The sequence below is a fragment of the Blastococcus sp. SYSU DS0541 genome (assembly GCF_054050875.1).
In genome coordinates, this window is sequence record NZ_JBJHAD010000001.1 from 223,272 (window position 1) to 234,880 (window position 11,609).

General features: G+C 74.1%; 13 protein-coding genes. 7 read left to right on the forward strand and 6 right to left on the reverse strand.

All coding sequences use genetic code 11. The annotated features are described in order from the left end of the window. Window positions 1–173 precede the first annotated feature (173 nt). From ACI794_RS01015 to ACI794_RS01025, 3 genes are read left to right on the forward strand one after another with little or no spacing between them, the layout of a single operon-like run. Window positions 174–1,439, forward strand: a complete 1,266-nt coding sequence (locus tag ACI794_RS01015; protein ID WP_456602078.1) for a cytochrome P450 — start codon at window positions 174–176, stop codon at window positions 1,437–1,439. Further along, the gene (locus ACI794_RS01020) at window positions 1,436–1,654 is read left to right on the forward strand and encodes a ferredoxin (RefSeq protein ID WP_456602079.1); all 219 of its coding nucleotides are present in this window, start codon (window positions 1,436–1,438) and stop codon (window positions 1,652–1,654) included. Before ACI794_RS01015 ends, ACI794_RS01020 begins: the two co-directional genes overlap by 4 nt. Before the next feature lie 8 nt (window positions 1,655–1,662). After that, window positions 1,663–1,953: a GNAT family N-acetyltransferase gene (locus ACI794_RS01025; protein ID WP_456602080.1), complete on the forward strand. Its 291-nt coding sequence runs from the start codon at window positions 1,663–1,665 to the stop codon at window positions 1,951–1,953. A gap of 51 nt (window positions 1,954–2,004) precedes the next feature. On the opposite strand, the gene ACI794_RS01030 is transcribed toward ACI794_RS01025, so the two are convergent. Then, a complete protein-coding gene (locus ACI794_RS01030; protein WP_456602081.1) occupies window positions 2,005–2,514 on the reverse strand; it encodes a VOC family protein in 510 nt (169 codons plus the stop codon). Window positions 2,515–2,615: 101 nt separating this feature from the next. Here ACI794_RS01030 and ACI794_RS01035 point away from each other — a divergent pair, with 101 nt between their 5' ends. After that, window positions 2,616–3,485 carry a polysaccharide pyruvyl transferase family protein gene (locus ACI794_RS01035; protein ID WP_456602082.1) on the forward strand — a complete coding sequence of 290 codons (870 nt, stop codon included), beginning with the start codon at window positions 2,616–2,618 and terminating at the stop codon, window positions 3,483–3,485. Here the strand turns inward: ACI794_RS01035 and ACI794_RS01040 are convergent. Next, window positions 3,463–4,344: a glycosyltransferase family 2 protein gene (locus ACI794_RS01040; RefSeq protein ID WP_456615500.1), complete on the reverse strand. Its 882-nt coding sequence runs from the start codon at window positions 4,342–4,344 to the stop codon at window positions 3,463–3,465. The genes ACI794_RS01035 and ACI794_RS01040 overlap by 23 nt on opposite strands. A gap of 250 nt (window positions 4,345–4,594) precedes the next feature. On the opposite strand from ACI794_RS01040, the gene map reads away from it, so the two are divergent. Next, window positions 4,595–5,365 carry a type I methionyl aminopeptidase gene (gene map, locus ACI794_RS01045; protein WP_456579235.1) on the forward strand — a complete coding sequence of 257 codons (771 nt, stop codon included), beginning with the start codon at window positions 4,595–4,597 and terminating at the stop codon, window positions 5,363–5,365. A gap of 43 nt (window positions 5,366–5,408) precedes the next feature. Continuing rightward, on the forward strand, window positions 5,409–5,726 hold the full coding sequence (locus ACI794_RS01050) for an antibiotic biosynthesis monooxygenase family protein (protein ID WP_456615501.1): 318 nt from the start codon (window positions 5,409–5,411) through the stop codon (window positions 5,724–5,726). Between the two features lie 3 nt (window positions 5,727–5,729). On the opposite strand, the gene ACI794_RS01055 is transcribed toward ACI794_RS01050, so the two are convergent. The 4 genes from ACI794_RS01055 to ACI794_RS01070 are packed head-to-tail and all read right to left on the reverse strand — an operon-like array spanning window position 5,730 to window position 10,486. Then, window positions 5,730–6,869: a cystathionine gamma-synthase gene (locus ACI794_RS01055; protein WP_456615502.1), complete on the reverse strand. Its 1,140-nt coding sequence runs from the start codon at window positions 6,867–6,869 to the stop codon at window positions 5,730–5,732. Further along, on the reverse strand, window positions 6,866–8,317 hold the full coding sequence (locus tag ACI794_RS01060) for a cystathionine beta-synthase (RefSeq protein WP_456602086.1): 1,452 nt from the start codon (window positions 8,315–8,317) through the stop codon (window positions 6,866–6,868). The genes ACI794_RS01055 and ACI794_RS01060 overlap by 4 nt, the downstream gene beginning before the upstream one ends. A 19-nt stretch (window positions 8,318–8,336) precedes the next feature. Further along, entirely contained in the window at window positions 8,337–9,509 is a 1,173-nt protein-coding gene (locus tag ACI794_RS01065; protein WP_456602087.1) for a zinc-dependent alcohol dehydrogenase, read from the reverse strand. A 29-nt stretch (window positions 9,510–9,538) separates the two neighbouring features. Next, the gene (locus ACI794_RS01070; RefSeq protein WP_456602088.1) at window positions 9,539–10,486 is read right to left on the reverse strand and encodes an SRPBCC family protein; all 948 of its coding nucleotides are present in this window, start codon (window positions 10,484–10,486) and stop codon (window positions 9,539–9,541) included. A 104-nt stretch (window positions 10,487–10,590) separates the two neighbouring features. Here ACI794_RS01070 and ACI794_RS01075 point away from each other — a divergent pair, with 104 nt between their 5' ends. Then, window positions 10,591–11,607: an aldo/keto reductase gene (locus ACI794_RS01075; protein WP_456615503.1), complete on the forward strand. Its 1,017-nt coding sequence runs from the start codon at window positions 10,591–10,593 to the stop codon at window positions 11,605–11,607. Window positions 11,608–11,609 lie beyond the last annotated feature (2 nt).

An 11,609-nucleotide genomic window follows, 5' to 3' on the forward strand; every position in this document is an offset into this window, starting at 1 on the left:
CGGTCACCCTGGTGACCGGGCCTTCGCGCATCTGCCCGCGGCGGTCTCGCGGAGGTGTGTTGTGTGTCACCACGACTCTCTCTAACGTGCGAGGCACGAACGCCGCCCAGGGAGGACCGCTCGTGTCCGTCGACGCCGCACCAGCACCGGGAACCGCTCCGCAGCCGCGCAGGGTGGGCGCCGCCGACCTCGGCATCGACCTGTCCGACCGCGACTTCTGGTCGCGCCCGCCGACCGAGCGGCACGCCGTCTTCGACCGGCTCCGCGCCGAGCGGCCGTTCGCCTTTTTCGCCGAGCCGGAGATCCCGAACCTGGCCAGCGGCCCGGGCTACCACGCGATCACCCGCTACGCCGACCTCGAGGCGATCAGCTCCCAGCCCGCCGTCTTCTGCTCGGGCGAGGGGGCGGTGTCCATCCAGGACATCCCTGCCGACCTCAACGAGTTCTACGGCTCGCTGATCAGCATGGACGACCCGCGGCACGCCAAGATCCGCCGCATCGTGGCCAAGACGTTCACGCCCCGGATGCTGGAGCGGGTCGTCGACTCGGTGGCGGGCATCGTCGACGAGGTCCTGGCGCAGGTCCGGCGGAAGGCGGCCGCGGGCGACGGCACCTTCGACGTCGTCGCCGACCTCGCCGCACCCATCCCGCTGCGGGTCATCTGCGACATGATGGGCGTGCCCGAGCAGGACCGGGCGATGGTGCTGGCCAGGTCCAACGTCATCCTCTCCGGCGGCGACCCGGAGCTCGTGGAGGACGAGGACGACCCGCTCACCGGCGTCCTGATGGCCGGCATCGAGCTGGCCGCGCTCATGGAGCGGCTGGCCGCGGAACGGGTGGAGCAGCCCAGGGACGACCTCACGACGGCCCTGGTGACCACCGACGTCGACGGCGAGCGGCTGACCCACCAGGAGATCGCCTCGTTCTTCATCCTGCTGCTGGTGGCGGGCAACGAGACCACCCGCAACGCCATCTCGCAGGGGCTGCTGGCGCTGCAGGAGCACCCGGACCAGCGGGCCCGCTGGGTCGCCGACCCGGGCCTGACCCGCACCGCGGTCGAGGAGATCGTGCGCTGGACCAGCCCGATCACCTGGATGCGGCGCACCGCCACCCGCGACGGGGAGCTCAACGGCTACCGGTTCGCCGCGGGGGACAAGTTCCTCCTCTTCTACGCCGCCGCGAACCGCGACCCCGCGGTCTTCGCCGATCCGCACCGCTTCGACCTGGCACGCGACCCCAACCCGCACGTCGGGTTCGGGTCGAAGGGACCGCACTTCTGCCTGGGCGCGCACCTTGCCCGGCGGGAGCTGGCGGTCACCTTCGCCCGGGTCTTCGAGCAGTTGCCCGACCTCGAGGTCACCGGACCGCCCGCCCAGCTCCGGTCGTCGTTCGTCAACGGGCTCAAGCGGCTCCCGGCCCGGCTCACGGAGCGCCCGTGAGCCGCCTGGAGGCCGACCTGGAGCGCTGCGTGGGGGCCGGCGCCTGCGAGGCGCTGGCACCGGACCTCTTCGAGGTGGGCGACGAGGGGACGGTGACGGTCCTGCGGCCGCACCCGGAGGGCAGTGAGCTGCGCGACGCCGAGGAGGCGGTGCGGCAGTGCCCGACCCGCGCCCTGCAGCTCGTGGCGGAACAGCCGGCCCCCGCCCGAGGTTGACCGCGGGCATGGAGACCACCGTCACCGACGTCCCCGAGTCCGACCGCTTCGAGATCCGCGACGGCGACCGCGTGCTGGGCCTGGCCGCCTACGAGCGCCGCGGCGACACCCTGGTGTTCACCCACACCGAGGTGGACCCGGACGCCGGGCAGTCCGGCCTGGGCAGCACGCTGGTCCGGGCCGCCCTCGACGAGGTGCGCTCACGCGGCGGGTCGGTGGTGCCCCGCTGCTCGTTCGTCGCCGGCTGGATCGAGCGGCACCCCGACTACGCCGACCTCGTCGCCGATCCGGAGCGCTGACGGCCCCGTCCCGAGGCTCGCCGCGAGCGGTGAGGAGGACGGGGTCCTCCTTCACAGGACCTTGGTGCCGTACATCTCCCCGAGCGGGTCGGCGATGAGCTCGATGCGGGCGCCGTCGGGGTCGCGGAAGTAGACCGACACCCCGCTGTGCACCTCGTGCTCGACGCCGGTCTCGGTGAGCCGGCCGACGAGCTCCTCCCAGCGCTGCGGGTCGACGCTGATCGCCATGTGGTGCAGGCCGCCCAGCACCTCCGCGTAGGGCCCGACGTCCAGGCCGGGGAAGTCGAAGAACGCCAGCAGGTTGCCGTTCCCGATGTCGAAGAAGAAGTGCGAGGACCCCGGGTAGTCGCGGTTCTCGATCAGCTCCGTCAGCGGGAAGCCGAGCACGTCCTGGTAGAAGCGCACGGTCCGCTCGACGTCGCTGCTGATGAGCGCCGTGTGGTGCAGGCCGCGGGCGGTGGAGGCCGGGCGGGATCCGGCCGGGCGCAGGTGTGCGGCGCGGATCCGGTCGCGCTCGGCCTCGAGGGCCGGTAGGTCGCGGTCGCGGTCGGTGGTGGTCACGGCGGCTCCTCGTGGGTCAGGGGTGACCGGCACAACCCCTCGGACCCGCTTCCCCTTCCCAGCGGGTGCCGGCCGGGCGCCCGGCTGCGAAGGTGGAGGTCGTGCGTGTTCTGGTGGCGGGTTGGTTCAGTTTCGACGAGGTGATCGCCACCGTCGGCGACGAGCTGGGAGCCGATGCCGTCACCGGTTGGCTGACCGAGCTCGGCGTCGACCACGACGTGGCCTGGGCGCCCTACCTGGAGCGGGGGGTGCACTGGCGGGACGTCGACCCGGCCGACTACACCCACCTGGTCTTCACGACCGGCCCCATCGGCGACCTGCCGCCCCTGCCGGAGCTCACCGCGGCGTTCGCGGGCGTCCGGCGCTGGGCGGTCAACGTCTCCGTCGTCGACGACTCGGCCGGCGAGATGTTCGACGCCGTCTGGGAACGCGACGCCGCGGGGGTGACCCGGCCGGACCTCGCGATCGAGGTCCCGGTGGCCGATGCCCCGGTGCTCGCGGTGGCGTTCGCCCCGGTGCAGGGGGAGTACGGCGAGCGCAGCCGGGCCGACCGGGTCCGCGGCGTGATCGAGGAGTGGCTCGCGGCCCGGGCCCTGCCGTGGTTCCCGATCGACACCGACCTGTACGACAAGCCGCATCCCCGCCGCCCCGCCCAGGTGGAGGCCCTGCTGCGGCGGTGCGACGCCGTCGTCAGCATGCGGCTGCACGGCCTGGTCCTCGGGCTCAAGCACGACCGACCGGTCATCGCGTGCGACCCGATCGCCGGCGGTGCCAAGGTCACCGGCCAGGCGCGCGCGCTGGAGTGGCCGCTGGTGCTGGACGCCGAGGAGGTCACCGCCGAGGTCCTGGACGAGGCGCTGTCCCGCTGCCTGTCCGGCGAGCTCGCCGGAGCGGTGGCCCGGTCCCGGAGCCGTGGCGCCGCTGGGAGCGAGGACGCGCGGCGGTGGTTCACCGAGCGGCTGGGGCGCTGAGCGGCCGCTGCGCCAGGGCGAACCGCCGCTCCACCTCCGCCGGGACGGGCCGCCGCTGCCGCAGCGCAGCGGGCAGCCGGCGGGCCCAGCCGCGCAGCGCTGCCCGCGCCGCGGGATCCGACAGCGCCCGCCGCGCCAGCCGGCCCGTCGCGGCCAGCGCCACCGGCAGCGGGCGGCGCAGCCAGTCGACGAGCAGGTCGTTGCGGGTCTGCAGCGCCCACCGCTGCGGCGCGACGACCGGGGGACCGGCCGGGTCGTGCCAGGCGGCGACGTCGTCGGCGTAGCTCTGCTGCCAGCCCGTCGCCGCGAGGTCCAGCGCCAGCAGGTGCTCCTCGCCGCCGAAGAACAGCAGCGGCGAGAACCCGCCGACCGACAGGTACGCCTCCCGGCGGACGACCGTGGCGAAGGCCGGGTAGCTCAGCACGTCGGGCCCCGGGCTGCCGGGCGTCGTCCCCAGCACCGTGGCCCGGTGCTTGCGGGTGACCGCGTCGAGCGACCCGTCGGCGGCCATCCGCACGCGGCCGGCGATCAGGGCGACCCGGGGGTGGTCGTCGAGCAGGTCGGCGGCGCGGTCGAGGGCGCCCGGCTCCCACCAGGAGTCGTCGTCGGCGAAGGCGACGTAGGGGCTGCCGGCCCGCTGGACGCCGACGGTGCGGGCCACCGCCCCGCGGTTCTCCGGCAGCTCCACCACGGTCACGCCCGGGTGCCCGGCGCGCACGGCGGTCGCCGTGCCGTCGGAGGAGCCGTTGTCGACGACGACCACCGGGTGGGCGTCGCCGTCGAGGCGGGCGAGCGACCGGAGCAGGGAGCCCCGCCGGTTCCGGGTGGCGACGACGACGGTCAGGCGCGGGGAGGTCACCCGCTCCTCCGTACCGTGCCGGCGTCGTCCTCGAACGCCCCCGACGGCGTGGGCTGCGAGGGCGGCCACCGGTTGCCCCCGGGCCAGTCGGTCTGTGCCCCGCCGGCGTGGGCAGAGAGCGACCGCTCCGGAGGGGCCTCTGGGCTCCTCACCCCCGTCCGATGGCTCGCGCGCTGCGTGCGAGGGGGACGACCACGGGGTCCTCGCCATGCCGGGATAGCTTTGCCGGGAGCACCCGAGGAGGACCACCGTGATCGAACTCCGCACCCCAGGCGAGCTGGACGCGATGCGCGCCGCCGGCGCGGTCGTCGCCGACATGCACGCCGCGGTGCGGGCGATCGCGGCGCCGGGCGTGCGGCTGACCCAGCTCGACGCCGTGGCCCGCGACGTCCTGGCCGACGCCGGCGCCACCTCGCCCTTCCTGGGCTACGCACCGCTGTCCACCACCCCGCCGTTCCCCGGGGTGCTGTGCCTGTCGGTGAACGACGTCGCGCTGCACGGCATCCCGACCCCCGAGGTCCTCGAGGACGGCGACCTGCTCAGCGTGGACGCCGGTGCGGTGCTCGACGGCTGGGTCGGCGACGCCGCGATCACCTTCCCGGTGGGCACGCCGCGGCCCGAGGACCTCGCGCTGGTGGCCACGACCGAGCGGGCGCTGGAGGCCGGGATCGCGGCGGCCGTCGTCGGAAACCGCGTGGGCGACATCTCCGCCGCGATCGGCGCGGTCGGCCGGGCCGGCGGGTGCGGCATCAACACCGACCAGGGCGGGCACGGGGTGGGGCGCACCATGCACGAGGCGCCCTCGGTGCCCAACGAGGGCCGCGCCGGCCGGGGCGTGCCGCTGCGCGCGGGGCTGGTCATCGCGATCGAGCCCTGGTTCCTCGCCGGCGGCTCCGACGACTACACCGTGGACGCCGACGGCTGGACCCTGCGCAGCGCCGACGGCAGCCGGGCCGCGCACGTCGAGCACACGGTCGCGGTCACCGAGGACGGCCCCAGGATCCTCACCGCCCCGCGCTGAGAGCCGCCGCCGCGGCGCTCCAGCGGGCCGTACGGTGCAGGCCGTGATCCTCGAGCACGCAGAGCTGTCCGTGACCCCTGGCCGCGAGGACGAGTTCGAGGCGGCGTTCCGGTCCGCAGCCCCGATCATCTCCGCCACACCGGGCTTCCGGCGGCTGATGCTGTCCCGGTGCGTGGAGCGGGAGAATGTCTTCCTCCTGCTCGTCGAGTGGACCAGGATCGAGGACCACACCGAGGGCTTCCGCGGCTCGCCGGGATACCAGGAGTGGCGGCGCCTGCTGCACTCCTTCTACGACCCGTTCCCCGTGGTCGAGCACTTCCACCCGCTGTTCATCGTCGGGCCGACCGCACCGGGGTCCTGAGGGTCAGCCCAGCGCCTGCTCCAGGTCGGCCAGGAGGTCGTCGGCGTCCTCGATGCCGACCGAGAGCCGCACGAGGTCGGCCGGCACCTCCAGCGGGGACCCGGCGGCGCTGGCGTGGGTCATCCGGCCCGGGTGCTCGATCAGCGACTCGACGCCGCCCAGGGACTCGGCGAGCGTGAAGAGCCCGGTGCGCTCGCAGACGGCCAGCGCCGCCTCCTCGCCGTCCCGCAGCCGGAACGACAGCATCCCGCCGAAGCCCGACATCTGCTTCGCCGCGATCGCGTGGCCGGGGTGGTCGGGCAGGCCCGGGTAGAGCACGGAGGCGACCGCCGGGTGCCCGAGCAGGAAGTCGGCGATCCGCGCGGCGTTGGCGCAGTGCCGGTCCATCCGGACGCCGAGGGTCTTGATGCCACGCATGAGCAGCCAGGCGTCGAAGGGGCCGTTGACCGCGCCCATCGCGTTCTGGTTGTAGGCCAGCCGCTCGCCGAGCTCCGCGTCGCCGGTGACCAGCGCCCCGCCGACGACGTCGGAGTGACCACCCAGGTACTTGGTGGTCGAGTGCACGACGACGTCGGCGCCGAGGGTGAGCGGCTGCTGCAGGTAGGGCGAGGCGAAGGTGTTGTCGACGACGAGGACCGTGCCGGTCTCGCGCGCGATCCCCGCCAGTGCGGCGACGTCGGCGAGGTTGAGCAGCGGGTTGGTGGGCGTCTCGCACCAGATCACCCGGGTGGTCTGCGGCGCGCAGGCCTCCCGGACGGCGTCGAGGTCGCCGAGGTCCATCGGCCGGTAGCCGACTCCCCACGGCTCCAGCACCCGGGAGATGAGCCGGAAGGTCCCGCCGTAGGCGTCCCCGCCCAGGACGATCGAGTCACCGGGCCGGCACACCGTGCGCAGCAGGACGTCCTCGGCGGCGAGGCCGGAGGCGAACGCCAGCGCCGTGGTGCCCTGCTCGAGCGCCGCGAGCTGCGCCTGGAGCGCGTCGCGGGTCGGGTTGCCGCTCCGGCTGTACTCGTAGCCGCCGCGCAGCCCGCCGACGCCGTCCTGCTTGTAGGTGGTCGTGAGGTGCAGCGGGGGGATCACCGCGCCGGTGGCCGGGTCGGGCTCCTGCCCGGCGTGGATGGCGCGGGTGTTGAAGCCGGTCATGGCCCGACCGTAGGGGTGATCCCCGCCAGGTGCCCGAGCACGTCCTGCCGGGTGACCACGCCTGCCGGCTTGCCGTCGACGTGCACCAGGAGCGCGTCGGCCGACCCCAGCTGGGCCACCGCGGCGCTGACCGCCTCGCCCGAGCCGACGATCGGCAGCGGCGGGCTCATGTGCTTCTCCACGCGGTCGGCGAGGGAGGCGTGGCCGGTGAAGAGCGCGTCGAGCAGCGTCTTCTCGTCGATGGAGCCGACGACCTCACCGGCGGTCACCGGCGGCTCGGCCCGGACCACGGGCAGCTGGCTGACCCCGTACTCGCGCAGGATGTCGATGGCGTCGCGGACGGTCTCGTTCGGGTGGGTGTGCACCAGCGTCGGCGTCTCGCCGGACTTGGTGTGCAGCAGCTCGCCGACGGTCTCCCCGCCGGTGGCCTCGACGAAGCCGTAGTCGGCCATCCAGGCGTCGTTGAAGATCTTGCCCAGGTAGCCCCGGCCGCCGTCGGGCAGCAGCACCACGAGGACGTCGTCCTTCGTGAGCCGCTCGGCCACGCGCAGTGCGGCGACCACGGCCATGCCGCAGGAGCCGCCGACCAGCAGCCCTTCCTCGCGGGCGAGCCGGCGGGTCATGGCGAAGGAGTCGCCGTCGGAGACCGCGACGATCTCGTCGGCGACCTCCCGGTCGTAGGTGCTGGGCCAGAAGTCCTCGCCGACGCCCTCGACCAGGTACGGACGGCCGGTGCCGCCGGAGTAGACCGAGCCCTCGGGGTCGGCGCCGACGACCTGCACCCGGCCCGCCGAGGCCTCCTTGAGGTAGCGGCCGACGCCGCTGATCGTGCCGCCGGTGCCGGCCCCGGTGACGAAGTGGGTGATGCGGCCGTCGGTCTGCGCCCAGATCTCCGGCCCGGTCGTCTCGTAGTGCGAGCGCGGGTTGTTCGGGTTGGAGTACTGGTCGGGCTTCCAGGCTCCGGGGGTCTCCCGGCTGAGCCGGTCGGACACCGAGTAGTACGAGCGCGGGTCGGCGGGGTCGACGGCGGTCGGGCAGACCACCACCTCGGCGCCGTAGGCCTTGAGCACGTTGATCTTCTCCTGCCCGACCTTGTCGGGGCAGACGAAGATGCAGCGGTAGCCGCGCTGCTGGGCGACCAGCGCCAGGCCGATGCCGGTGTTGCCGCTGGTCGGCTCCACGATCGTGCCGCCCGGCTTCAGCTCACCGCTGGCCTCGGCGGCGTCGACCATCCGCACGGCGATCCGGTCCTTCACCGAGCCGCCGGGGTTGAGGTACTCGACCTTGGCCAGCACCAGCGGCGCGTCGGGGCCCAGGCCGCGGGTCACCGACGACAGCCTGACCAGCGGGGTGTTGCCGACCAGGTCGACGACGGACTCGGCGTACTGCACGGTGGCGTCCTCCTCGGAGCCGGGCCGGCCGCGTCGCCGGCCCGGTCTGGCGTCCATCCCACCAGACGGGGCGGGGTCAGGGCTTGAGGACCACCTTGGTGCAGTCGTCCTCCTTGTCCCGGAACATCCGGTAGCCCCGCGGCGCCTGGTCCAGCGGCAGCGTGTGCGAGATGAGGAAGGTGGGGTCGATCTCGCCGTCGCGGATCTTCTCGTACAGCGGCTTCAGGTAGCGGTGCACGTGGGCCTGGCCGGTGCGCACGGTCAGCGACCGGTTCATGAGCGAGCCGACCGGGAACTTGTCCATCAGCCCGCCGTAGACCCCGATGATCGAGACGGTGCCGCCGTTGCGGCAGGCCATGATCGCCTCGCGCAGCGCGTGCGGCCGCTCGGTCTCGGCCATCACCGCCGTCTTCGCCCGGTCGTAGGCGTCGACCGCGGCGGTGGGGTGGGTGGCCTCCAGCCCGGCCGCGTCGATGCAGCCGTCGGGCCCGCGGCCTGCGGTGAGCTCGTTCAGCGCATCCAGGACGTCGACCTCCTCGTAGTTCAGGACGTCGGTGGCGCCGGCCTCGCGCGCCTTGTCGAGCCGGTAGTCGAAGCGGTCGATGGCGATGATCCGCTCGGCGCCCAGCATCTTCGCGCTGGCCACCGCGAACAGGCCGACGGGCCCGGCGCCCCACACCGCGACGACGTCGCCGCCGGAGATGTCGCACATCTCCGCGCCCATGTAGCCGGTGGGGAAGATGTCGGTGAGGAAGAGGACCTGCTCGTCGGTCAGGTCGTCCTCGACCTTCAGCGGGCCGACGTCGGCGAACGGCACGCGCGCGTACTCGGCCTGGCCACCCGGGTAGCCGCCCACCAGGTGCGAGTAGCCGAAGATGCCGCAGGGTGAGTGGCCCCAGAGCTTCTCGGCCATGCCCGCGTTCGGGTTGGAGTTCTCGCAGACGGAGAACAGTCCGCGCTCGCAGGCGTTGCACGCGCCGCAGGCGATGGGGAACGGCACGACGACGCGGTCGCCGACGCGCAGGTTCGAGACGCCCTTGCCGACCTCGACGACCTCGCCCATGAACTCGTGGCCGAGGATGTCGCCCTTCTTCATCGTGGGGATGAACCCGTCGTACAGGTGCAGGTCGGAGCCGCAGATCGCGGTGGAGGTGATCTTCACGATCGCGTCGCGGTCGTTGAGCAGTACGGGGTCGGGGACCTCGTTGACCTCGACGTGGTTCTTGCCCATCCACTGGGTGGCGCGCACGGGGGTGGTCCTTCCGGGAGTCGGCGGGGTCAGGAGCGGGGCGCGGCGGGCTGCTGCTTCGCCATCCGGCGGGCCAGCGGCCCCTCGGGGGTGCCCTCGGAGCGGACCACCTGCCCGGTCTCGAGGATCTGCTTGAAGCGCGCCAGGTCGTCGCGGATCTGCTGGTCCGGGGCCTCGCCGAACAGCTTCGCCACGGCCTTGCCCGCCTTGCCGCCGGGCTGCGCGTAGGCCAGCCGCACGCGCACCTCGGTGCCCTGGTCCCCGGGGGCCGGGCGGAACTCGACGACGCCGGCGTTCTCGATGTCCGCGCCGGGCAGCGAGCGCCAGCGGATCCGCTCGCCGGGGGACTCCTCGACCACCTCGGCCTCCCACTGCACGGTGCGCCGGCCCGGCGCCTCGGCCACCCAGCGCCAGCGCCCGACGCCGGTGGTGCTCACCTCGCGCACGTGCGCCATGAACTCGGGCAGCCGGGAGAAGTCGTGCCAGCGCGCGTAGACGTCGTGCGGCGGCTTGTTCACCGTGGTGGCCGCGGAGACGTCGATCGCGCTCTTCCACGGGGCCGAGGTCGGCAGCAGCTCGCGGGCGTCGGTGCGGCTGCCCCGCCGCTTCGCGCGCACGGCGGTGAGCAGGTCGAGGACGGCGAGCCCGGCGACGGCGACCGTGGCGTTGCGCAGCCGGCGCCCGCGCTCCCCACCGCGGTGCGAGAGGGCCACCCCCATCGCCGTGAGGTCGACGGCGTCGCCGGCCACCCGGGTCCAGGCCCAGCCCGGCCGGCCGGCGAGCAGCGGCAGGGCGTGCAGCAGCTCGCGGGCGCCGACGAGCGGGATCACCGAGAGCGCGGTCGCCGAGTCGTCGACCCCGGAGAACCGGGCGACGCCCTTCGGGTCGCGCAGCATCGCGACGCCCAGGCCGGTGCTGGCGAGGCCCAGGACGCGGGCGCTGCGGCGCGGACCGGGACGGGTGCGGCTGGAACTCATCGGGGTCCTCCGGTTCGATCGGTGCCCGCTCCGGCTACCCGTCGACCCGGCAAAGAAACGGCGGCGGTGGCGGGCGCGACCGCGGACGGGCCAGGATGCGGGGCATGCCCGCCGCCCCGCCCTCCGCCGTCCCCACCCGCACGCTCGGCCGTGACGGGCTTCCCGTCTCCGCTGTCGGTCTGGGCTGCATGGGCATGAGCCAGATGTACGGCGCCGCCGACCGCGCGGAGTCGATCGCCACCGTGCACCGGGCGCTCGGGCTCGGCGTGACATTCCTCGACACCTCCGACGTCTACGGCAGCGGCCACAACGAGGAGCTGGTGGGGGAGGCGATCGCCGGGCGCCGGGACGAGGTCCAGCTGGCGACGAAGTTCTCCCTGTCGCGCACGCCGGACGGCGGAGTGCGGATCGACGGCCGCCCCGAGAACGTGCGGGCCTGCGCGGAGGCGAGCCTCCGCCGGCTCGGCGTCGAGGTGATCGACCTCTACTACCAGCACCGGGTGGACCCGCGGGTGCCGATCGAGGACACCGTCGGTGCGATGGCCGAGCTGGTCGCCGAGGGGAAGGTGCGCCACCTCGGGCTGTCGGAGGCCAGCGCCGCGTCGATCCGCCGGGCGGTCGCCGTGCACCCGATCGCGGCGCTGCAGAGCGAGTGGTCGCTGTGGACCCGCGACCTCGAGGAGGAGGTGCTCGGGGTCGCGCGGGAGCACGGCATCGGGATCGTGCCGTTCAGCCCGCTCGGCCGCGGCTTCCTGACCGGGGCGATCCGCAGCCCCGAGGACTTCGGCGCGGACGACTGGCGGCGCGGCCACCCGCGCTTCACCGGCGAGGCGTTCGCGGCGAACCTCCGGCTGGTCGACGCCGTCCGCGAGCTCGCAGCGGAGAAGGGGGTGACGGCCGGCCAGCTGGCGCTGGCCTGGGTCCTCGCGCAGGGCGACGACGTCGTGCCGATCCCCGGCACGAAGCGCCGGTCCTACCTGGAGGAGAACGTCGCCGCGGCCGCCGTCGAGCTCTCGGCCGGGGACCTGGCCCGGCTCGACGCGATAGCCCCGCCGGGCGCGGCCGTCGGCGGGCGGTACGTCGACAGCAGCTACGCCTACGGCGACAGCCCGGAGCGCTGACC